General features: G+C 42.4%; 22 protein-coding genes. 3 read left to right on the top strand and 19 right to left on the bottom strand.

The features are described 5' to 3' along the window. Positions 1-13 precede the first annotated feature (13 nt). The 7 genes from HMPREF2764_RS09250 to HMPREF2764_RS09220 all read right to left on the bottom strand — a co-directional run bounded on the left by HMPREF2764_RS09250 (position 14) and on the right by HMPREF2764_RS09220 (position 5,065). Positions 14-517, bottom strand: a complete 504-nt coding sequence (locus HMPREF2764_RS09250; RefSeq protein ID WP_070529095.1) for a GNAT family N-acetyltransferase — start codon at positions 515-517, stop codon at positions 14-16. Between the two features lie 195 nt (positions 518-712). Next, on the bottom strand, positions 713-952 hold the full coding sequence (rpsR, locus tag HMPREF2764_RS09245) for a 30S ribosomal protein S18 (RefSeq protein WP_000068664.1): 240 nt from the start codon (positions 950-952) through the stop codon (positions 713-715). A gap of 31 nt (positions 953-983) precedes the next feature. Continuing rightward, positions 984-1,454 (bottom strand): single-stranded DNA-binding protein SsbA, encoded by a 471-nt coding sequence (ssbA, locus tag HMPREF2764_RS09240; protein WP_000609606.1) that lies wholly within the window; start codon positions 1,452-1,454, stop codon positions 984-986. Positions 1,455-1,465: 11 nt separating this feature from the next. Continuing rightward, entirely contained in the window at positions 1,466-1,756 is a 291-nt protein-coding gene (gene rpsF, locus HMPREF2764_RS09235) for a 30S ribosomal protein S6 (protein WP_070529093.1), read from the bottom strand. A 148-nt stretch (positions 1,757-1,904) separates the two neighbouring features. Beyond that, complete coding sequence (gene asnS, locus HMPREF2764_RS09230) at positions 1,905-3,248, bottom strand: asparagine--tRNA ligase (RefSeq protein WP_070529090.1); 1,344 nt, start codon at positions 3,246-3,248, stop codon at positions 1,905-1,907. A gap of 152 nt (positions 3,249-3,400) precedes the next feature. Next, complete coding sequence (locus tag HMPREF2764_RS09225) at positions 3,401-4,579, bottom strand: pyridoxal phosphate-dependent aminotransferase (RefSeq protein WP_049550531.1); 1,179 nt, start codon at positions 4,577-4,579, stop codon at positions 3,401-3,403. A 9-nt stretch (positions 4,580-4,588) separates the two neighbouring features. After that, positions 4,589-5,065, bottom strand: a complete 477-nt coding sequence (locus HMPREF2764_RS09220) for a cell wall elongation regulator TseB-like domain-containing protein (RefSeq protein WP_070529086.1) — start codon at positions 5,063-5,065, stop codon at positions 4,589-4,591. Positions 5,066-5,183: 118 nt separating this feature from the next. Here HMPREF2764_RS09220 and HMPREF2764_RS09215 point away from each other — a divergent pair, with 118 nt between their 5' ends. Further along, complete coding sequence (locus tag HMPREF2764_RS09215) at positions 5,184-5,630, top strand: MarR family winged helix-turn-helix transcriptional regulator (RefSeq protein WP_000816318.1); 447 nt, start codon at positions 5,184-5,186, stop codon at positions 5,628-5,630. A gap of 91 nt (positions 5,631-5,721) precedes the next feature. Next, on the top strand, positions 5,722-6,270 hold the full coding sequence (locus HMPREF2764_RS09210; RefSeq protein WP_049500889.1) for an NADPH-dependent FMN reductase: 549 nt from the start codon (positions 5,722-5,724) through the stop codon (positions 6,268-6,270). 31 nt (positions 6,271-6,301) lie between these two features. On the opposite strand, the gene yaaA is transcribed toward HMPREF2764_RS09210, so the two are convergent. From yaaA to HMPREF2764_RS09180, 6 genes are all read right to left on the bottom strand, one after another. Then, positions 6,302-7,030 (bottom strand): peroxide stress protein YaaA, encoded by a 729-nt coding sequence (gene yaaA / locus HMPREF2764_RS09205; RefSeq protein WP_070529083.1) that lies wholly within the window; start codon positions 7,028-7,030, stop codon positions 6,302-6,304. A gap of 87 nt (positions 7,031-7,117) precedes the next feature. Further along, positions 7,118-7,273 carry a YczI family protein gene (locus HMPREF2764_RS09200; RefSeq protein WP_070529079.1) on the bottom strand — a complete coding sequence of 52 codons (156 nt, stop codon included), beginning with the start codon at positions 7,271-7,273 and terminating at the stop codon, positions 7,118-7,120. 179 nt (positions 7,274-7,452) lie between these two features. Beyond that, positions 7,453-9,048 (bottom strand): hypothetical protein, encoded by a 1,596-nt coding sequence (locus tag HMPREF2764_RS09195; RefSeq protein WP_070529075.1) that lies wholly within the window; start codon positions 9,046-9,048, stop codon positions 7,453-7,455. An 11-nt stretch (positions 9,049-9,059) separates the two neighbouring features. Beyond that, positions 9,060-9,470, bottom strand: a complete 411-nt coding sequence (locus tag HMPREF2764_RS09190; protein ID WP_000412230.1) for a peptide deformylase — start codon at positions 9,468-9,470, stop codon at positions 9,060-9,062. Positions 9,471-9,586: 116 nt separating this feature from the next. Continuing rightward, on the bottom strand, positions 9,587-10,378 hold the full coding sequence (yghU, locus tag HMPREF2764_RS09185; RefSeq protein WP_070529073.1) for a glutathione-dependent disulfide-bond oxidoreductase: 792 nt from the start codon (positions 10,376-10,378) through the stop codon (positions 9,587-9,589). A 12-nt stretch (positions 10,379-10,390) separates the two neighbouring features. Continuing rightward, positions 10,391-13,087, bottom strand: a complete 2,697-nt coding sequence (locus HMPREF2764_RS09180) for a cation-translocating P-type ATPase (RefSeq protein WP_070529070.1) — start codon at positions 13,085-13,087, stop codon at positions 10,391-10,393. 306 nt (positions 13,088-13,393) lie between these two features. Between HMPREF2764_RS09180 and mntE the strand changes: the two genes are divergently transcribed. Further along, positions 13,394-14,578 carry a CDF family manganese efflux transporter MntE gene (gene mntE, locus HMPREF2764_RS09175; RefSeq protein WP_070529067.1) on the top strand — a complete coding sequence of 395 codons (1,185 nt, stop codon included), beginning with the start codon at positions 13,394-13,396 and terminating at the stop codon, positions 14,576-14,578. Between the two features lie 37 nt (positions 14,579-14,615). Here the strand turns inward: mntE and HMPREF2764_RS09170 are convergent, their stop codons facing one another. The 6 genes from HMPREF2764_RS09170 to glmM all read right to left on the bottom strand — a co-directional run bounded on the left by HMPREF2764_RS09170 (position 14,616) and on the right by glmM (position 21,254). Then, the gene (locus HMPREF2764_RS09170; protein ID WP_070529062.1) at positions 14,616-16,487 is read right to left on the bottom strand and encodes an ABC-F family ATP-binding cassette domain-containing protein; all 1,872 of its coding nucleotides are present in this window, start codon (positions 16,485-16,487) and stop codon (positions 14,616-14,618) included. Next, the gene (locus HMPREF2764_RS09165) at positions 16,484-17,683 is read right to left on the bottom strand and encodes a CCA tRNA nucleotidyltransferase (RefSeq protein WP_083306634.1); all 1,200 of its coding nucleotides are present in this window, start codon (positions 17,681-17,683) and stop codon (positions 16,484-16,486) included. Before HMPREF2764_RS09165 ends, HMPREF2764_RS09170 begins: the two co-directional genes overlap by 4 nt. Next, positions 17,680-18,447 (bottom strand): 4-hydroxy-tetrahydrodipicolinate reductase, encoded by a 768-nt coding sequence (dapB, locus tag HMPREF2764_RS09160; protein WP_070529055.1) that lies wholly within the window; start codon positions 18,445-18,447, stop codon positions 17,680-17,682. Before dapB ends, HMPREF2764_RS09165 begins: the two co-directional genes overlap by 4 nt. Positions 18,448-18,602: 155 nt before the next feature. Next, on the bottom strand, positions 18,603-19,451 hold the full coding sequence (locus tag HMPREF2764_RS09155) for a DegV family protein (RefSeq protein ID WP_070529051.1): 849 nt from the start codon (positions 19,449-19,451) through the stop codon (positions 18,603-18,605). A 2-nt stretch (positions 19,452-19,453) separates the two neighbouring features. After that, on the bottom strand, positions 19,454-19,828 hold the full coding sequence (locus HMPREF2764_RS09150) for a DUF1149 family protein (protein ID WP_001050092.1): 375 nt from the start codon (positions 19,826-19,828) through the stop codon (positions 19,454-19,456). A gap of 73 nt (positions 19,829-19,901) precedes the next feature. Further along, the gene (gene glmM, locus HMPREF2764_RS09145) at positions 19,902-21,254 is read right to left on the bottom strand and encodes a phosphoglucosamine mutase (protein ID WP_070529048.1); all 1,353 of its coding nucleotides are present in this window, start codon (positions 21,252-21,254) and stop codon (positions 19,902-19,904) included. Positions 21,255-21,270 lie beyond the last annotated feature (16 nt).

The following is a 21,270-nucleotide window of genomic DNA, read 5'->3' as shown; positions in this document are numbered from 1 at the left end:
AAAGTTTCCAGTTTTATTGTAAGTCCTTGGATAAGTATAAAACTAAATCATTATCATTTTGACAACTTGCACCCATTTCTAGCGGTTTATTTCTATACCAGACACCTGTTCCATCTGGAATGTAGCCTCGTTTGATATACAATCTCTGGGCAGGACCATAGCCTAAGTGCAAACCTACACCAAGAGTGACCTTACTCGAAACAAACTTGGCTCGTTTTTCTGCTTCTTCTAGTAGTTGATTCCCAATCCCTTGATTTCGAAAATGCTCAAACACATTAAAATCTGATAATTCTGGATAGACTTCTGCAAAAGGACCATGTTTAGCAGAGGACAAAATGGTAACGTAGCCCGCTACAGCACCATCAATCTCTGCAACTAAGACTTCTCTCTCCCCACTTTCCTGTTCCAGAAAATATCTAGCCAAAATTTCCTCTCTACCAGGCCAACCTTGATTCATAAATCCATGAGATAAGGATTCAATATCAGACTTAATCATATTTCTAATCGTACAATTCATCTTTGACTTACCCACCTTTACTCTTTCTATTACCATTATAGCACGCCAAGGTCAGAAAAAACTATCTCGTGAAAAAAAGACCCAACCGGGTCTGAAAAAGAGGTCCACTCGGACCCAAACTCGCTCTCTCATTTCAAAGCTCGTGAAAAAAAGACCCAAACGGGTCTGAAAAAGAGGTCCACCCGGACCTCTTTTTTAATCTTCGTTTACGAAAGGCATCAAAGCCATTACGCGAGCGCGTTTGATAGCTGTTGTTACTTTACGTTGGTTTTTAGCTGAAGTTCCTGTTACACGACGAGGAAGGATTTTCCCACGTTCTGAAACGAAACGGCTAAGAAGCTCAGTATCTTTGTAATCAACATATTCAATTTTGTTTGCTGCGATGTAATCAACTTTTTTACGGCGTTTGAATCCGCCACGACGTTGTTGAGCCATGTTTTTTCTCCTTTATAATTTTAGTTGTCCATTAGAATGGTAAATCATCATCTGAAATATCCAATGGATTTGTTGCTCCAAATGGATTTTCATCACGTGAAAAGTCTGGTACTGAATTTGTAGGCGCTGAATAGTTTGCAGTTGGTGCAGAATAAGCTCCACCTGTGTGACCCTCACGCACACTACGGCTTTCCAACATTTGGAAATTCTCAGCCACGACCTCTGTCACGTAGACACGTTGTCCTTGCTGGTTATCGTAACTACGAGTCTGGATACGACCTGTCACCCCGATAAGTGAGCCTTTTTTAGCCCAGTTAGCAAGGTTTTCAGCCTGTTGGCGCCACATAACGACATTGATAAAATCAGCCTCACGTTCGCCATTTTGACTCTTAAATGTACGGTTTACTGCAAGAGTAAAAGTCGCAACTGCTACATTTGATGGGGTATAACGCAACTCAGCGTCACGTGTCATACGCCCTACAAGTACAACATTGTTAATCATAGTTTACCTTCTTACGCGTCAGTTTTGACGATCATGTGACGAAGAATGTCAGCGTTGATTTTTGAAAGACGGTCAAACTCTTTAAGAGCTGCGTCGTCGTTAGCTTCAACGTTAACGATGTGGTAAAGTCCTTCGCGGAAATCTTGGATTTCGTATGCAAGACGACGTTTTTCCCATGATTTTGATTCAACAACAGTTGCACCGTTGTCAGTCAAGATAGAGTCAAAACGTGCTACCAAAGCGTTTTTCGCTTCTTCTTCAATGTTTGGACGAATGATATAAAGAATTTCGTATTTAGCCATTGATATGTTCCTCCTTTTGGTCTAATGACCCCTAGTCTTTGCAAGGGGTAAGTGAGGTTTGCTCACAATAAACTATTATACTAGAAAAACTGATAGATAGCAAGATAAAATTGAAAAAAGAAGATGAAAATATCTTCTTTTTACTAGTTTATGGTTTGATACGGTGCAACATACGTGGGAATGGAATAGCTTCGCGGATATGTTTAGTTCCTGCTGCGAAAGTTACCATACGCTCGATACCGATACCAAATCCACCATGTGGTACTGTACCATATTTACGAAGGTCAAGGTAGAATTCATATTCTGTACGATCCATTCCAAGTTCTTCCATTTTAGCAACAAGGGCATCGTAGTCTTCCTCACGCATAGATCCACCAATGATTTCTCCGTAACCTTCTGGGGCAAGCAAGTCTGCACAAAGTACGCGCTCTGGATTTCCAGGAACTGGTTTCATGTAGAAGGCCTTGATAGCTGCTGGGTAGTTGATAACGAAAGTTGGCACACCAAAGTGGTTTGAAATCCAAGTTTCATGCGGTGAACCGAAGTCATCTCCATGTTCCAAATGCTCGTAGTCTGCATCTTCATCGTTTTCATGCTCTTGCAAGAGGTCAATGGCTTGATCGTAAGTGATGCGTTTGAAAGGCTCTGCAATGTAGCGTTTCAAAAGTTCAGTATCACGTTCCAAAGTTTCCAAGGCTTGAGGAGCACGATCCAAAACACCTTGAAGAAGAGCTTTTACATAAGCTTCTTGCAAGTCAAGTGACTCATCGTGTGTCAAGTATGAGTACTCCGCATCCATCATCCAAAACTCAGTCAAGTGACGGCGCGTTTTTGATTTTTCAGCACGGAATACTGGACCAAAGTCAAATACACGACCAAGAGCCATAGCCCCTGCTTCTAGGTAAAGCTGACCTGATTGACTCAAGTAGGCTGGTGTTCCAAAGTAGTCTGTTTCAAAGAGTTCCGTTGAATCTTCTGCTGCGTTTCCTGAAAGAATAGGGCTATCAAACTTCATGAAGCCGTTCTTGTCAAAGAACTCATATGTTGCATAGATGATAGCGTTACGGATTTGCATGACCGCTACTTGCTTACGAGAACGGAGCCACAAGTGACGGTTGTCCATCAAGAAGTCTGTTCCATGTTCTTTTGGCGTGATTGGGTAATCTTGTGATTCACCGATGACTTCGATGTCTGTGATATCGAGTTCATAGCCAAACTTAGAACGCTCATCTTCTTTGACAATCCCTGTCACATAAACAGAAGTCTCTTGGCTCAAGTGTTTGATCGTTTCAAATTTTTCAAGACCTACCTCTTCACCAAATTTTTCGATAAAGTTTGGTTTGAAAGCCACACCTTGGAAGAAGGCTGTTCCGTCACGCAATTGCAAGAAGGCAATTTTCCCTTTTCCTGATTTATTGGCAACCCAGGCTCCGATGGTCACTTCTTGACCAACGTAGTCTTTTACTTCGATGATTGTTACACGTTTTGTCATGTTTTATCTTCCTTTTTTTGTTTAACTTGTCTAAAGACATTATTACCCACTATTGTACCACAAATAATGCCTGATAGCTAGATTCTACTAGAGAAAAATCGCGAGATTTTCGTTACAAAAAATCTTCGCTAACAAGACGAAGATTCTAAGTTTTATTTTTCCATAAATTGATGCAAACGACGAATAGCTTCTTTTAATGTATCCAAGTCTGTGGCATAGCTGAGACGAACATTTTCTGGTGCTCCAAATCCAGCTCCTGTAATCAAGGCAAGTCCGACTTCTTCGAGAATAGCTGTTGCAAACTCTGTCACATCGGTATAACCCTTCATTTCCATCGCTTTTTTAACATTTGGGAAGAGATAGAAGGCACCTTGGGGCTTGACAACTTCAAAACCTGGGACTTGGCACAAGAGTGGATAAATGGTATTCAAACGTTCTTCAAAGGCTTGGCGCATGGTTTCAACAGAGTCTTGCGGTCCAGTTAGGGCTTCAATGGTAGCATATTGAGATACTGCTGTCAGATTTGAAGTCGTTTGTCCTGTCAATTTGCTCATAGCAGCGATAATTTCAGGATTTCCCACAGCATAACCTACACGCCAACCAGTCATGGCATAGGCCTTAGATACACCGTTAATCACGATGGTTTGCTTGCGAATGGCTTCTGACAGACTAGAGATTGGAACAAACTCATTCCCGTTATAAACCAAACGACCATAAATATCATCTGCTAGGATAAGGACATCATGCGCAACAGCCCAATTTCCGATAGCCATGAGTTCCTCACGAGAGTAAATCATACCAGTCGGATTCGATGGCGAATTGAGAACCAAGACCTTGGTCTTATCTGTTCGGGCTGCTTCTAGCTGCTCTACTGTTACTTTAAAGTGATTGTCTTCCTTGGCCTGGACAAAGACTGGCACACCTTCTGCCATCTTGACCTGGTCTCCATAGCTGACCCAGTATGGTGTAGGAATAATGACCTCATCACCTGGATTGACCACAGCCATAAAGAAGGTGTAGAGAGAGAACTTAGCACCAGTGGCAAAGGTAACCTCGTTGGCCGCTACGGAATACCCATAGTAGCGTTCAAAATAGGTATTAACCGCCGCTTTTAACTCTGGTAGGCCTGAAGCAACTGTATAAAAGGAAGCTCGTCCATCTCGAATCGCTTCTACCGCTGCATCCTGAATGTTTTCAGGAGTATGAAAATCAGGCTGTCCCAAGGTTAAGAAAAGAACATCCTTTCCCTGAGCTTTTAATGCTTTGGCTCTTGCATCACTAGCTAGAGTGACGCTTTCTTCCATTTCTAGTACACGTTTGGATAGTTTCATATGCCCTCCTTATCGGATCACTACTCCTGTTTCAAAGTCGACCAAATAGTACTGATTTCCTGACTTGACTTCCCAAATCGGCTTGTCCTGATAACGACCAAAGGTGATTTTGTCAATGTCGCTAGCTCCTTTTTCCCTCGAAATCGTCGCTGCCTTGTCTTGAGAAATCCCTTTATCAAGCTGATAAACATAAATCTTATGGTCATTCTTCTCAATCAGTACGGCAATGGCCTCTTGCTTTTTATTATGTCCCAGAACACTGTAATAGCCCTCTAGACCATTGTAGAAATCAACCTGATCTGCCTGTTCCAATTCTGCATACTGCTTGGCCAGTTTTTCTCCCTCAACTCTAGCATCTTGATAGGGTTTCATGCTGAGTGATATCAGATAAAGGAAGGAAGTGGTCATGACTAGTACCACCAGAGCAATGCCGATTCCATACTGTAAAAGTAGCTTGTTTTTTGCTTTTTTCTGTCTTAGTTTCACTCGTCTATTTTACCATCTCTCTTCCTTTATTACAAGTGAAGACAGGAACATTCTAAGATTATTTTCCTATAAAATATAAGTTCTTGTTTTTCTGTCTAATTATTGATAAAATAACCTTATGAAACAATATTTGAAAGAGAAAATTTCCGATAATCAATTAGACTTAAAAACAGCTATCGTCCTCAATAAAGCCATACGGACTTTTAAACCATATGAAGCCAAAGCCGCTAAAGAACATGGGCTAACACCCACTCAATTTTCAGTTTTGGAAACCCTCTATAGCAAGGGGGAACTACGCATTCAGGATTTGATTGAAAAAATGCTAGCCACTTCTGGAAACATGACTGTTGTCATTCGAAATATGGTTCGAGATGGGTGGATTTCTAGAACTTGTGACCCCAAGGATCGTCGCTCCTTTTTCCTGAAATTAACACCTGCAGGACGCAGAAAAATCGAAGAGGTTCTTCCTGACCATATCGATTCGATCGTAGAAGCACTCAGCATCTTGGAAGATGGCGAAAAGGAAGATTTAATCCGCATTTTAAAAAAATTTAAAAATTTGTGAGCAAAATTATTGCTAATTAGTATCATTTGTTGTAACATAGATGGTAACAAAAGAGTTCGCTCTTTGAATTTTAAACTAAAGGAGACATATCATGTCTAAAAAAGTATTATTTATCGTCGGCTCACTTCGCCAAGGTTCTTTCAACCACCAAATGGCCCTCGAAGCTGAAAAAGCACTTGCCGGAAAAGCGGAAGTTAGCTATCTTGATTACTCAGCTGTTCCTCTCTTCAGCCAAGATTTGGAAGTTCCAACTCATCCAGCTGTAGCTGCTGCTCGTGAAGCAGTTCTTGCTGCGGATGCCATCTGGATTTTCTCTCCAGTCTACAACTTCTCTATCCCTGGAACAGTGAAAAACTTGCTTGACTGGCTCTCTCGTGCCATTGATTTGTCTGATACACGTGGTGCTTCTGCCCTCCAAGACAAGTTTGTTACTGTCTCATCTGTAGCCAATGCCGGTCACGAACAACTCTTTGCTATTTACAGAGAACTCTTGCCATTTATCCGTACACAAGTCGTTGGTGACTTTACAGCCGCTCGTGTCAATGACTCTGCTTGGGCAGATGGAAAATTGGTGTTAGAAGAAGCAACTGCTTCATCACTTGCAAAACAAGCGGACGACCTTCTTGCAGCCATCAACTAATCCAGCAAAAACCAGCTCGAATGAGCTGGTTTTATGCTTGTTTTACAAAGACGAGTTCTAAATCACTTGATAAATCAGGTCGGTAGTCAAAACCTGCAAAACTGAGCTTGCGAGCTTGTTCGACTGTATGGATTTGCCCCTCTATCAAGGCGGTCAAAAAGGCACCACGGGCTTTTTTTGAAATGGTTGAGTGGATTTTCAACTGGCCTGCCTTGTCCTCCATAAATTTGAAGGTCACCATTTTTTCTCTGATTTCCTTAGAAAATACAGTCTCAAACTCCGATGACAAGAGGGAGAAAATCACTTCTTCCTGCTTCAGAGCCTCATCATAGGCTACCTTCCAATGACTCTTTAAAGTCTTACCAGCGACTTTTAACTTCATCAAAAAGTCCAAACGGTGAGGCGCCATAGGTGATAAGGCTGGAACAACACCATACAAAGCCGAGGTAATAAAGACATGATTTTCAAGATAGGCTTGTTCTACCTCGGTCAGTTTGTCTCGCTTGATATGACGGTACATAAGCCCATCAAAAAGTTTCAAAGCTGGGTAGTGTTGAGCAGTTTGCCTTTTCAAAGCTTGGATATGTTGAAATTCTTCCGCAGCTTTCTCGGCTGAAACTTTGTAAAAACTCTCCAATTGACTGGCAGAATAGAGAGCCAAGGCATCAAGCACAGCCTGACTTTCTGGTCTTAAAGGAGTTGCCTCGATACTTGGCAAATCTGTGTTCATTTCTTTTGCTGTAGGGATTAAAATTTTCATATTAATAGTGTAGCATATTTTTTTGCCACTACCAAGAAACTCATCTAAAAAACCTCGGTTTGAACGAGGTTTTTCTGTTTATTTTGGTCATCCTAACCAGACAGCCACGAGAACAAGGGCTAGGCCAGCTAAACTTGTTAAGATAGATAAGAATTTATCTTTTTTCTCCTTGAACTGAGAAAAACCTATCTTCAAAGCGAGCAGTCCGAGTAGCATTGAAGCAACCATCACATAAAAACCCATTTGTTTGTCCTCCATTAGTCTTAATTTACCTTATTATAGTATATACTTCTTAAATAAAGCTTTTTTATACTCAATGAAAATCAAAGAGCAAACTAGGAAGCTAGCCGCAGGTTGCTCAAAGCACAGCTTTGAGGTTGCAGATAAAGTTGACGTGGTTTGAATTTGATTTTCGAAGAGTATTACTGTACTTTAAAGGTCTTGAGATAGTTGTCTCTTCCTACTTGACCTTCGAAGGTTTTACCATTTTCAAGGTAAGGAAGGTCATCGGATACTGAGGCCTTAACCTTATATATCTTACCATCAACTTTAAAGAAGTAGACGGTGTCTCCCTTGATAACAGCTGATTTGAGGTCTGCCACCACTCCTTTGATACTTTCAGTTGTTGCATTGTCAATCTCAAGATCGTTTTTATTGGCATATTTACTGAGCAGTTCTTCTACTGTCGTGGCTACGATAACATTTTGGTACTCAACTGCGTCTACCAGAGCATACTCTTTGACCAGACCAGCATTGTCCTTCAAGCCCATGATGTAGAGAGGCTTGTCATTGAGGTTGATGAGGATTGGGAAGGTTGCCTTGTAGGATTTCTCCTGAACAGCACCTTCGGCTGATTCACGGGCTGATTCTTCGGTCGCAGAAGCCAAGCTGTACTTAGTGATTTCTCCTGTTCGCATATTTTCTAGGATAAAACCAAGATTACTTTCATCTGCATTGGCCGACGTCACACCTGTGTAGAGATAGATGTCATTGCCGATAGACAAGTAATTATAGCCCTTGGTAGTCTGGGTCACGTTTTTCTTGGAAATCATAGCATTCCAGAAACCGTCCTTGTACTTGCCGTTGTAGTTGATTTGCTCAATGGTTTCCTCAGCTGGATAGACCCTGTCTACCCATTCTGGGACTTCTGATAAGCTGTATTCCTTGGTTTCTCCATTTGTAGCATCCAAGATAATGACTGAAACAGGACGGGGAACCGCAAGTCCAAATTGCTTTTGGTAAACCGTAGCCACATAGAAAGGATTACCTTCATCGTCCACCTCAAAAGATGGAGTCTTGAAGATTTTAGTTGGGTACTTCAAGCGCAGGTGACGCTTGACATCACGGTTAAAATACTCCGAATCCGAATACTTGATTGGTGTCTTCAAGTCCACCAAGTCCGCATTTCCAGTCACCATGTCTACCTTGATATACTCGCCGATTCCCTTGGCCTGATTATTAAACCACTTGATAGGATCTGCGTATTCTAGTGGTGTAACCCGATAAGGCTTCCCATCAATTGTCAATTGGGTATAGGTATCTGCCGCTACGTACTGCGACACCTTATCTGTTAGGGAACCCAAGTAGCGGTCCCCAATTTTTTCAGCGGTACTTCTATCTAAGATAGGAACCTTACTGGTATCAGTCTTAGGAAAATCAGTAAAGTCTTTTTCCGTAACCGTGACTACATTGGCATAATTTTTAGCCTGAAAAATGCTAGAAGTTACCAAGGAAACCAAGGCTGCTAAGAGAAGAATTCCTCCAATAGAAGCTAAAAGGATTTTCCCTAACCGATTGATTTTGAAACCCTCAAGATTTAAGGCAGCTTCCGCCTTTCCGTGGCGCACATGAACCGTTTTGACCAGATTGATTCCCTTGCCAAAGCCAAATAAGATTGCTACAACCAGCAAATGCCCACAGAGGAAAAAGAGAAATTCCCAGCTGGTCAGGTTAAGAGGCGGTAAAAAGATATACCAGGTCGTTGCGATAAAAATAAGTTCAAAGACTATTCGTTTCATTTGCTTTCCTCCTAAATGATTCGTCCTTCCAAGTGATCCAGTTCATGCTGGCAAATCTGAGCCGGGAAGCCTGTCAAAGTAATGGTCTGTTCCTGCCACTTGCTGTCACAATAGGCAACCCTTATGATTTCATAACGCTTAGTAGGTCTCACACCTGTCAAGGACAAACAACCTTCCTCTGTCTCATAAACTCCTTCAGAGGACAGGAGCACTGGGTTAAACATGACCACAGGAACCAAGCCAAGATTAAAGATAATCACGCGCTTCTGCACCCCAATCATATTGGCAGCCAGACCGACACAAGTCTCACGATTTGCTAAAAGCGTATCCTGCAAATCTCTAGCAAGATAAAGGTCTTCCTGACTTGCCGGCTGAGACACCTGAGATAAAAACAAAATATCCTTTACAATTTTCTTCTCCACTTCCTCACACTCCACTTACTTTTTACTATATTATAGCAATTATAGCACAAAAGACGGCAACTGCAAGCCCTTTCCCCTAACTATAGCAAAAAGCCATCCGAAGATGACTTTTTTTGCTATTTAATTTCTTTATAAGTTACTTCCATACCACGCTTAACAGCTGGACGGTTGGCAATTTTTTCTGCCCAGTTTACTAGATTCTGATAACTTGAGGCATCTAAAAATTTTGCAGAACCTTGGTAAAGTTTTCCTTGAACTAACTGTCCATACCAAGACCAGATAGCGATATCTGCAATCGTATAGTCATTTCCAGCAATATACGGTTTCTGAGCCAATTCCTTATCCAATAAATCCAACTGACGTTTCACTTCCATCGTAAAACGATTAATTGGATATTCCAATTTTTCAGGAGCATAATTAAAGAAGTGGCCAAATCCCCCACCTAGAAAAGGTGCAGCACCTGCTTGCCAGAATAGCCAATTTAAAACTTCTACCTTTTCCACAGGATTACTTGGTAAAAAGGCTCCAAATTTCTCAGCAAGGTATAGAAGAATATGAGCAGACTCAAAGACTCTCACTTCTTCAGTCCCTGACTGGTCCAACAAGGCTGGAATCTTTGAATTTGGATTAAGCTTTACAAAGTCTGAACCGAATTGATCCCCATCCATAATAGAAATCTTATACAAGTCGTAAGCCGCTTGCTCAAAACCAGCTTCTAGTAATTCTTCCAATAAGATAGTGACTTTCACACCATTTGGTGTTCCCAGCGAATACAGTCGAAAAGCTTGTTCTCCTTTTGGCAAGTTTTGTTCGAAACGGGCACCTGCTGTTGGTCTATTTAATCCTGTAAAGGCTCCTTGATTACTAGCTTCATCCTGCCATACGGTCGGTAATTGATAAGCTGACATCCGAAACCTCCCTTAAATCGCATTCTTATCAAAGCCAAGTTTACGTTGAACAAACTTGACAATTTCGACGATAAGTATCATTGAGAAGCTTCCAGCCATGACGATTCCCCATTGAGACAAGTCTAGTTTGGTTACGTGGAAGATTCCTTCAAGTGGTTCTACAACGATTGTTGCCATGAGAAGGATGAAGGATACCAAGATGGACCAGTTGAAGGTCTTAGACTTAAATGGGCCAACTGTCAAGATGGATTGGTAAACAGATTTCACATTGTAGGCATGGAAGAGCTGAATCAAACCAAGTGTTGCAAAGGCCATAGTAAGGGCATCTGCGTGAATGGCATGATTGTCACCCACGTGAACTGGGTAAAGAAGGGCAAGACCATAAACACTCATAACAATAGCTGCTTGGAGTACACCTTGATAGATAATAGAACTCAAAACACCACCTGAGAAGAAGCTTGCCTTGCGTCCACGTGGTTTATGGTTCATGACACCAGGCTCAGCTGGCTCAACACCAAGAGCGATAGCTGGGAAGGTATCTGTTACCAAGTTGATCCACAAAAGATGAACTGGCTGCAAGACATCCCAACCAAACAAGGTTGATAGGAAGATGGTTAATACTTCAGCAGTATTGGCAGAAAGTAGGTACTGAATAGTCTTTTGGATGTTTGAGAAGACCTTACGTCCTTCTTCAACTGCAACGATAATAGTCGCAAAGTTATCATCTGCAAGGATCATGTCAGATGCACCCTTAGAAACCTCTGTACCAGTGATTCCCATACCGATACCGATATCAGCTGTTTTCAGAGCTGGCGCATCATTGACACCATCACCTGTCATGGCAACGACTTTACCTTGTTTTTGCCAAGCCTTGACGATACGAACCTTGTGTTCTGGAGACACACGGGCATAAACAGAGTATTGACCAACGACTTTTTCAAAGTCTTCATCAGATAGTTCGTTGAGCTCAGCACCAGTTAAAACATGTCCTTCTGTATCATTTGCGTCAATGATTCCCAAACGTTTAGCAATAGCTTCTGCAGTGTCTTGATGGTCACCTGTGATCATGATTGGACGAATTCCCGCTTCCTTAGCCACACGAACAGCCTCAGCAGCTTCAGGACGTTCAGGGTCAATCATCCCAATCAAACCAGTAAAGATTAAATCATTTTCAAGCTCTTCAGAAATAAGGTTTTCTGGAATGCTGTCAATAATCTTATAAGCACCAGCAAGGACACGCAAGGCTTGGTGAGCCATTTCAGAGTTGTTTGTATGGATGAGATTTGCAACCTTCTCATCAATCGGAGCAATATCCCCAGCCTTATCACGAAGAACACAACGTTTCAAGAGTTGGTCTGGCGCACCTTTAACAGCTACGAGGAAGCGTCCATCTGCAAGTGGATGAACTGTTGACATGAGCTTACGTTCAGAATCAAATGGCAACTCAGCCACACGAGGATATTTCTCTAAAAATCCTTTGACATCGTAGCCCTTGTCCAAAGCATATTGGATAAAGGCTGTTTCGGTTGGATCACCAATCAAGTTTCCTTCCACATCAATTTTCGTATCATTGGCCAAGACAACTGAACGAAGCAGGGGCATTTCAAGACCTAGTTCAATGTCATCAGCTGAGTCATGTAGAACCGCATCGTAGAAGACTTTTTCGACGGTCATCTTGTTCATAGTCAGCGTACCAGTCTTGTCAGAAGCGATGATTTCTGTTGAACCAAGAGTTTCTACAGCTGGCAACTTACGAACGATAGAGTTTCTTTTAGCCAAAACTTGAGTACCGAGGGCAAGAACGATAGTTACGATAGCTGGGAGACCTTCTGGAATGGCTGCAACGGCAAGGGCAACAGAGGTCATCAACTCACCGAGTGGATTTTTCCCTTGAATGAAAACACCAACTACAAAAGTAACAAGGGCAATGACCAAAATTGCATAAGTCAAGACCTTAGAAAGGTTGTTCAAGTTTTGTTTAAGTGGTGTGTCTGTCTCATCTGCATCTTGGAGCATGCCAGCGATATGACCAACTTCCGTGTACATACCTGTATTGACAACAACTCCAAGACCACGACCATAAGTCACATTTGAGTTTTGGAAAGCCATATTGACACGATCACCAATACCAGCATCTGCAGCAAGCTCGACTGACAAGTCTTTTTCGACTGGCACAGACTCACCTGTAAGAGCTGCTTCTTCAATTTTAAGAGAGTTGGCTTCTAGTAAACGTAGGTCTGCTGGCACTACATCACCTGCTTCGAGGGCAACGATATCTCCAGGTACCAATTCTTTAGAGTCAATCTCCGCCATGTGACCATCGCGAAGAACGCGGGCAGCTGGACTTGACATAGATTTGAGGGCTTCGATGGCTTCTTCTGCTTTTCCTTCTTGGTAAACACCAAAGGCAGCATTGATGATAACCACAGCTAGGATGATAATAGCATCTGCGATATCTTCCCCACCAGAAGTCACGACTGACAAGATTGCTGCCGCAACTAGGATGATAATCATCAAATCCTTAAATTGCTCGATGAATTTGACCAGGATTGATCGTTTCTCTCCTTCTTCGAGTTCATTGTGGCCGAATTCAGCAAGGCGTTTTTCTGCCTCGCTTGATGACAAACCTTGCTCGGTCGCATCCACAGCCTTCAAGACCTCTTCAGGACTTTGAATGTAAAACGCTTGGCGTTTTTGTTCTTTTGACATGTGTCTCCTCCTTGACATTGTGTGCAAAACAGACTCTCTTTTTCTCATCGTATCTTATCACGACAAACAAAAAGAGACCTGTTAATCATAACAAGTCTCGCTGTTTAAGATAGGGCCGGAAAGCATACTCTTCAGTATAAAATTCGGAATGACGACACTATCACAGGTTTCTGCCAGCTACTCCCTTGAGTAGTACTATTATACCAAATTTTGAAAAGTTTTCAAAGAGTAAAAACTGCCTTATTTGAATTTTCCCTTGAAAACCAGTATAATGGTAGAATGCTATGTGACTAGAAAGGAAGTTGAATGAAGCAATCTATTTCAAATCTCAAGTTGGCGGAACGTGGTGCCATTATCAGTATTTCGACCTACCTGCTCTTGTCTGCAGCAAAATTGGCTACTGGACATCTCCTTCATTCATCCAGTTTGGTAGCCGATGGTTTTAACAACATGTCCGACATCATTGGAAATGTGGCCCTCTTGATTGGGATTCGAATGGCCCGCCAACCTGCAGACCGTGACCACCGTTTTGGTCACTGGAAGATTGAGGATTTGGCAAGCTTGATCACTTCTATCATCATGTTCTATGTCGGATTCGATGTCCTAAGGGATACCATCCAAAAGATTCTCAGTCAAGAAGAAACGGCCATTGATCCTCTGGGCGCAACTCTAGGAATCATTTCTGCAGCGATTATGTTTGTGGTCTATCTCTATAACACTCGCCTCAGTAAGAAATCCAACTCCAAGGCACTGAAGACCGCAGCAAAGGACAATCTTTCTGATGCTGTCATCTCACTTGGTACTAGCATTGCCATACTAGCAAGTAGTTTCAATTATCCGATTGTGGATAAACTGGTTGCCATCATCATCACTTTCTTTATCTTGAAAACTGCCTATGATATCTTCATCGAGTCCTCCTTTAGCCTATCAGATGGCTTCGACGACCGTCTACTTGAGGACTATCAAAAGGCTATCATGGAAATTCCCAAGATCAGCAAGGTTAAGTCCCAAAGAGGTCGTACCTACGGTAGCAACATTTATCTTGATATTACGCTAGAAATGAATCCTGACTTGTCTGTTTTTGAGAGTCATGAAATCGCGGATCAAGTCGAGTCTATGCTGGAGGAACGTTTTGGCGTCTTTGATACCGATGTCCATATTGAGCCAGCGCCTATCCCTGAGGATGAAATTTTAGACAATGTCTACAAAAAATTGCTTATGCGCGAACAATTGATTGACCAAGGAAATCAACTGGAAGAACTCTTGGCTGACGATTTTGTCTATATTCGTCAAGATGGAGAGCAGATGGATAAAGAGGCCTATAAAGCCGAAAAAGACTTGAATTCTGCTATCAAAGACATTCAAATCACTTCCATCAGTCAAAAGACCAAACTCATCTGCTATGAATTAGATGGCATCGTCCATACCAGTATCTGGCGACGCCACGAAACCTGGCAAAATATCTTTCATCAAGAAACCAAAAAAGAATAGAGAAATCCTGTCCATAAGACGGGATTTTTCTATTCTTCTAACTATCAAACTCACTTAGGTATTCATAGCGTTCGTATTTTTCAAGGAGTGCTTCGTTTTTCTCATCCAGTTCTTTTTGAAGAGTAGACAACTTACCAAAGTCAGAGCCGTTGGCCTGCATTTCCTCTTCAATAGCAGCGATACGATTTTCCAAGGCTTCAATATCACCTTCAATGCTTGCCCACTCCTGCTTTTCTTGATAGGTCATGCGTTTCTTGTCTTCACGAAACTTGACCACTTTCTCCTTTTCAGCCTTTTGCACTTGATTGGCCATCTCTGTTTCAAAGGCTTTTTCATCAAGATAGTCGGTGTAATGACCAAAGAAAGGACGAATTTTACCATTCTCAAATGCGAGAATCTTGGTCGCCACCTTATCCAAGAAATAGCGGTCGTGACTAACTGTCAAAACAGGTCCCGCAAATCCTTGCAAGAAATTCTCCAAAACTGTCAAGGTTGCAATATCCAAATCATTGGTTGGCTCGTCTAAAAGAAGAACATTTGGTTTTTCCAAGAGCAGTTTGAGGAGATAAAGGCGTTTTTTCTCTCCCCCAGACAATTTCTCAATCAAGGTTCCATGCGTCGAACGTGGGAAAAGGAACTGCTCCAGCAGCTCTGCAATCGAAGTTGTAGAACCACCGCTGGTCTTGACCTCTTCTGCCACTTCCTGCAAGTAATTGATCACTCGCTTGCTTTCATCCAAACCCTCAATTTGCTGAGAGAAATAGGCGATGCGAACAGTTTCCCCAATCACAACTTGTCCTGCTGTCGGCTCAAGACTTCCTGCAATCAGGTTAAGGAGAGTTGATTTCCCAACACCGTTGTCCCCAACAATTCCGATACGGTCTTTGGCCTGCACCAAGAGATTAAAATCTTGCAAAATAGGCTTGTTTTCATAGGCAAATGAAACATCCTGAAACTCGATGACTTTCTTCCCAATCCGACTGGTTTCAAAGTTCATAGTCAAGTCTGTCTCAGCAACGCCGCCTGAAACTTCCTTTTTCAGGTCGTGGAAACGATTGATACGAGCCTGTTGCTTGGTCGCACGCGCCTGCGGTTGTCTACGCATCCAGGCCAATTCTTGCTTATAGAGTTGTTCCTTTTTGTGGAGAAGAGCCGCATCGCGTTCATCCTGTTCCGCCTTAAGGCGAACATAGTCCTGATAATTCCCTTGATACTCTGTCAAGCCTGCGCGATCCAACTCGAAAATCTGTGTTGACAAAGCGTCCAAGAAATAGCGATCATGGGTGATAAAAAGGACGGTTTTCTTAGAATTTTTTAAAAAGAGGGTCAGCCACTCAATGGTCGCAATGTCCAGATGGTTGGTCGGCTCATCCAGAAGCAAGAGGTCATGGTTGCCAAGGAGAACTTGCGCCAACTGGACCCGTCTTCTTAAACCACCTGACAATTCCCCAACAGGAGTAGATAAGTCCTGAATACCCAGTTTACTGAGAACCGTCTTAACCTGACTCTCAATTTCCCAAGCTTGGAGAGAGTCCATTTCAGCCATGACCCGTTCCAAACTCGCCTGCTTGTCCTCACTGTAGTTGAGCATAATCAACTCATACTCACGAATGAGCTGGATTTCCTTGAGATCGCTGGATAGGACTGTATCCAAGACCGTCTTGCTATCATCAAAATCAGGGTCCTGAGTCAAGTAACCAATCTGGTAATCATTTTTAGCTGAAAAAGGACTGACATCCCCATCAAAGCCAGAAACACCAGAAAGGACATCTAAAAGGGTGGTCTTGCCAGTCCCATTGACACCAATCAGACCGATTCTGTCTAGGTCATGGATGATAAAGGAAATATCCTTAAAAACGGTCTTATCACCGACGGATTTACTTAGTTTTTCAACGATAAAATCACTCATTTTTTCTCCCTCAAGTAAGCATGGATGGCTTGACGGTCATTTTCCAATTCTCCATCGACAATGGCATATTCAATCTCTGTTAAAATCTCTCCCAAGTCTGGGCCTGGTTGATAGCCATATTCCTTAATCAAAATGCCACCATTAATCTGAATTTCTTTCTTGTCATGAATGGTCAGACTCTGGTAGGTTTCTGTGATGGCTTGTGGGTTGACTTCTTTTCCTTGGGCTTGACGAAGATTTTCAGCCTGTAAAAGCAAATCCAAGTCAAAGCGATAACAATCGCGCTTGCTCAATTCTCCCTTTTCACGCAAGGCCAAAATAGTCAGTAAATCCTGAACTTGCTTAGCAAACTGACGTGAGGTCTTCCAAGCCTTCAAAAATGGCTGCGCATTTTCAATATCCAAAGCCCACAGTAGAGCAGCCCAGGCTTGTTCAGAGGATTTAAAGGTGAAATCAGTCTCCAAATCAAACAGTCTATTAAGCTCGTCCTGGCTAGCTGCCATATCAGGGAGATAATCATAAGCTTGACTCTCAATCATGGAAGTCAAGCCCCTTCTCCAAAATGGAGCCAGCAAGAGTTTATCAAACTCAACGAAGGTACGCTCCACAGAAATTTTCTCCAAAAGTGGCGTCAAAGTCTTCATAGCTTTAAATGTTTCTGAATCAAGCTCAAAGCCAAGACTGGCCTGAAAACGGAAGCCACGCATAATCCGCAAAGCATCTTCGTTGAAACGCTCACTTGCCACTCCAACCGCCCGCAAAACTTGATTTTCTAAGTCTTCTAAACCATGGAACAAGTCAATGATTTCTCCTGTATCGTCCAAGGCAAAGGCGTTGACTGTGAAATCACGGCGTTTGAGGTCTTCTTCTAGCGAGCGCACAAAAGAGACCGCACTGGGTCTGCGATAGTCCACATAGACATCCTCTGTCCGAAAAGTAGTCACCTCATACTCCTCGTCCCCATCTAAGACCAAGACAGTTCCATGCTCGATTCCGATATCGGCTGTTCGCGGAAAGATCTGCTTGGTTTCTTCTGGATAAGAAGACGTCGCAATATCCACATCATGGATAGGGCGATTGAGGAGGGCATCTCGAACAGAGCCCCCAACAAAATAGGCCTCAAAACCTGCTTCTTTAATTTTTTCTAATACTGGTAAAGCCTTCTGAAATTCAGAAGGCATTTGCGTTAATCTCATAATAAGTGTTCTAATCCATAGACAAGCTCATGACGCTTGACAACTTCTTTAATTCCCAAATTCACCCCTGTCATGAAGGAGCTACGATCATAGGAGTCATGACGGAGGGTCAATCCTTCTCCCTGATTGCCAAAGATAACTTCCTGATGGGCTACTAAGCCTGGCAAACGTACTGAGTGTATCCGCATGCCATCAAAGTCAGCACCACGAGCACCTACAATCAATTCTTCTTCATCAGGCGCACCTTGCTGGGTAGACTCTCGAACTTCTGCCATTAACTCAGCTGTTTTAATAGCTGTTCCACTCGGAGCATCCTTTTTCTTGTCATGATGGAGCTCGATAATCTCCACATTTGGGAAATATTTAGCAGCCTGCCTTGCAAATTGCATGAGTAAAACAGCACCCAAGGCAAAATTTGGAGCGATTAAACCACCCAAATTTTGTTCACGAGAAAATGCTTTCAGCTCTGCAATTTCTTCACTCGTGAAACCAGTTGTTCCAACTACTGGAGCAAAACCATTTTCAAGAGCAAAGCGTGTATTTTCATAGGCAACAGCTGGAGTTGTAAAATCTACCCAAACATCTGCTTTAAAGCCTGCTAAATCAGCCTTATCATTAAAAACAGGAATACCCTGCCATTCTGATTCAGACTCAAAAGGATCCAAAACTGCTACCAAGTCCAAGTCCGGCTCAGCCAAGACCATCTGACAAGCAGCTTGTCCCATCTTTCCCTTAAAACCAGCAATAATTACTCGAATACTCATCTCTACTCCTGTCTAAGATACAAAGCCTGTAGGAACACAAAGTGAAAATAGGAGTTCTGATAAAGAAGTGTCTACTCCTTGGAAGAACTATCTTTTTCACACAGGGTTCCAGGCTTGTTCAACTGCTAACTTCTTAACTAGTCTAGAAATGCCAACTAAATCACTGGAATATAACCCAGAGCAATACTTCCTGCACCTAGGTGTGTTCCAATGACACTACCAAATGTAGCAAGTGAAATATCCGAACCCACTCCAGATTCCAACAAGTGCTGGCGCAATTCCTCAGCCTTTTCGGGAGCATTCCCGTGAATGACAATGATACGGTATTGGCCTGAAGCTGTTGTTTCCTTGATAATCTCAATTAAGCGCTTGGTTGCTTTCTTTTCAGTACGAACTTTTTCGTAAACTTCAATCACACCTTGGTCGTTGAAATAAAGGATTGGCTTAATGCTAAGCAAATTGCCCAAAATGGCAGCCCCATTTGAAAGGCGTCCACCTTTCACCAAATGATCCAAATCATCTACCATGATAAAGGCTGACGTACGACTAATTTGAATGGCTAGCTTATCCTGAATGATGGCAAAATCATCGCCTTGGTCTTGCCAGCTAAAGACGCTTTCAACCATGATTCCCAGAGGAGCACTTGTAATCAAAGTGTCTGGAAAAGCAATGGTTAAGCCCTCATATTCATCTATCATATACTGGATATTTTGGTAAAAACCTGAAATTCCAGAAGATAGGAAAAGCCCCAAGGCATGGGTATAGCCTTGTTCTTTGAGCGAAGTTAATATTTCATCTAACTTAGCAATACTTGGTTGACTAGTCTTAGGCAATTCTGCAGACTGAGCCATTTTTTGATAAAATTCTTCAGCAGTCAGATTGACACCTTCAACATACTCCTCCCCATCAATATTGACAGGAATATCCAAGATAAATAGATTCTCTCTTTGCAGCGTCCTCTCCTCTAAATAGGCTGAAGAATCTGTAATGACAGCTAATTTCATGGCTAAAACTCCAAATTGATTCCTGGAAGATCCAAGGCGATTTCTGTTACTTCATACGTCAAACGATTAAGCATGTTCAAACATGGACGTGCCAAGGTTTCGACTTCTTCTTGGTTAAATTCGCTTGGTTCGTTGACAATACGACCTTCCACATGGTTCACTTGGGAAATTGTTCCGCTGATGACAAATTTGTCAAAGACAATCATAAAGCTCAAGATAACGACTAAAGAAGTCACTTGGTTTTCTTGGTCATGTTGGAGTAACTGAAAGTTCACGTCTACCTTGGTTTCAGGAGCTCCATTTTCATTTTCCCATTCAAAGTTACGAGCATCAAAGTGATACTGGCTAACAAATTCTTGTTCTCGTTTAAGATTCATTTTTCTCTCCCATTGCTACAATTTACTATGCAATTGTACCACATTTTTATCATTTCATCTAGTTTTCTAGGCTTTAGTCAATTCCGATTTCATCTTTAACCACAGCAGCAATCGTATCTACATAGTAGTTGACTTCTTCTGTTGTTGGTGCTTCTGCCATGACACGTAAGAGGGGTTCTGTTCCACTTGGGCGGACAAGGATACGACCGTTGCCTGCCATCTCTTCTTCCATCTTTTCTATGATTGTCTTGATGGCTGGTACTTCCATGGCATTTTCTTTCATGGCATTTTCCACTCGGATATTGACCAGTTTTTGTGGGTAAATCGTCACTTCTGATGCTAGTTGAGACAAGCTCTTGCCTGTTTCTTTCATGATTTTGGTCAATTGGACAGCTGATAATTGACCATCACCAGTTGTATTGTAGTCCATCAAGATAACGTGACCTGATTGTTCACCACCAAGGTTGTAGCCTGATTTTCTCATTTCTTCAACGACATAGCGGTCACCAACAGCAGTCACTGCCTTGTTAATGCCAGCGCTATCCAAAGCCTTATGGAAGCCAAGGTTAGACATAACCGTTGTCACGATGGTGTTTTGAGCCAACTGGCCTTTTTCAGAAAGATATTTACCGATGATGTACATGATCTTATCACCATCGACGATCTCGCCATTTTCATCGACAGCAATCAAGCGGTCACTATCTCCGTCAAAGGCCAAACCAATAGCTGACTGGCTTTCTTTGACCACTTCTTGAAGAGCTTCTGGATGTGTAGAACCCACATTCAAGTTGATGTTAAGACCATCTGGTGTCTCCCCAATAACAGTTATTTGAGCCCCAAGGTCTGCAAAGATTTGACGAGCACTCGTAGACGCTGCACCGTTTGCTGTGTCCAAGGCCACTTTCATTCCTTCAAGAGGCGTTCCAGTTGAAACAAGGTAGCCTTCATACTTACGTAAACCTTCTGGATAGTCCACTAAGGTTCCCAAACCTTCGGCACTTGGACGAGGAAGGGTGTCTTCTGTAGCATCCAGCAAGGCTTCTATTTCTGCTTCTTTTTCATCATCAAGTTTGAAGCCATCCCCACCAAAGAATTTAATTCCATTATCAAGGGCTGGGTTGTGACTTGCGGAAATCATGACACCTGCACTGGCTCCCTCAGTTTTGACCAAGTAAGCTACTGCTGGTGTTGCAAGGACACCGAGTTTGTAGACGTGAATCCCTACAGAGAGGAGACCTGCCACTAAGGCTGATTCTAACATTTCTCCTGAGATACGTGTATCACGTCCTACAAAGACTTTAGGGGCTTCTGTTTCGTGTTGGCTAAGAACATAACCACCAAAACGTCCCAGTTTAAAGGCCAATTCTGGCGTCAGTTCTATGTTTGCTTCTCCACGGACTCCATCGGTCCCAAAATATTTACCCATTTTATTTATCATCCTT

The sequence above is a fragment of the Streptococcus sp. HMSC073F11 genome (assembly GCF_001810785.1).
GTDB lineage: Bacteria > Bacillota > Bacilli > Lactobacillales > Streptococcaceae > Streptococcus.
The sequence above is the reverse complement of the archived record's forward strand: the minus strand, read 5'-3'. Positions and strand labels throughout refer to the sequence as shown.

Bases quoted from the DNA above. Each gene is read 5' to 3' on its own strand.
- yghU (WP_070529073.1), bottom strand. From the start codon at position 10,378: ATGTCAGCTTATCAATTACCGACCGTATGGCAGGATGAAGCTAGTAAT.
- glmM (WP_070529048.1), bottom strand. From the start codon at position 21,254: ATGGGTAAATATTTTGGGACCGATGGAGTCCGTGGAGAAGCAAACATA.
- HMPREF2764_RS09250 (WP_070529095.1), bottom strand. From the start codon at position 517: ATGAATTGTACGATTAGAAATATGATTAAGTCTGATATTGAATCCTTA.
- mntE (WP_070529067.1), top strand. From the start codon at position 13,394: ATGAAGCAATCTATTTCAAATCTCAAGTTGGCGGAACGTGGTGCCATT.
- HMPREF2764_RS09165 (WP_083306634.1), bottom strand. From the start codon at position 17,683: ATGAGATTAACGCAAATGCCTTCTGAATTTCAGAAGGCTTTACCAGTA.
- ssbA (WP_000609606.1), bottom strand. From the start codon at position 1,454: ATGATTAACAATGTTGTACTTGTAGGGCGTATGACACGTGACGCTGAG.
- HMPREF2764_RS09215 (WP_000816318.1), top strand. From the start codon at position 5,184: ATGAAACAATATTTGAAAGAGAAAATTTCCGATAATCAATTAGACTTA.
- asnS (WP_070529090.1), bottom strand. From the start codon at position 3,248: ATGACAAAACGTGTAACAATCATCGAAGTAAAAGACTACGTTGGTCAA.
- rpsF (WP_070529093.1), bottom strand. From the start codon at position 1,756: ATGGCTAAATACGAAATTCTTTATATCATTCGTCCAAACATTGAAGAA.
- HMPREF2764_RS09180 (WP_070529070.1), bottom strand. From the start codon at position 13,087: ATGTCAAAAGAACAAAAACGCCAAGCGTTTTACATTCAAAGTCCTGAA.
- HMPREF2764_RS09210 (WP_049500889.1), top strand. From the start codon at position 5,722: ATGTCTAAAAAAGTATTATTTATCGTCGGCTCACTTCGCCAAGGTTCT.
- HMPREF2764_RS09225 (WP_049550531.1), bottom strand. From the start codon at position 4,579: ATGAAACTATCCAAACGTGTACTAGAAATGGAAGAAAGCGTCACTCTA.
- HMPREF2764_RS09200 (WP_070529079.1), bottom strand. From the start codon at position 7,273: ATGGGTTTTTATGTGATGGTTGCTTCAATGCTACTCGGACTGCTCGCT.
- HMPREF2764_RS09170 (WP_070529062.1), bottom strand. From the start codon at position 16,487: ATGAGTGATTTTATCGTTGAAAAACTAAGTAAATCCGTCGGTGATAAG.
- yaaA (WP_070529083.1), bottom strand. From the start codon at position 7,030: ATGAAAATTTTAATCCCTACAGCAAAAGAAATGAACACAGATTTGCCA.
- HMPREF2764_RS09150 (WP_001050092.1), bottom strand. From the start codon at position 19,828: ATGAATCTTAAACGAGAACAAGAATTTGTTAGCCAGTATCACTTTGAT.
- dapB (WP_070529055.1), bottom strand. From the start codon at position 18,447: ATGAGTATTCGAGTAATTATTGCTGGTTTTAAGGGAAAGATGGGACAA.
- HMPREF2764_RS09195 (WP_070529075.1), bottom strand. From the start codon at position 9,048: ATGAAACGAATAGTCTTTGAACTTATTTTTATCGCAACGACCTGGTAT.
- HMPREF2764_RS09155 (WP_070529051.1), bottom strand. From the start codon at position 19,451: ATGAAATTAGCTGTCATTACAGATTCTTCAGCCTATTTAGAGGAGAGG.
- rpsR (WP_000068664.1), bottom strand. From the start codon at position 952: ATGGCTCAACAACGTCGTGGCGGATTCAAACGCCGTAAAAAAGTTGAT.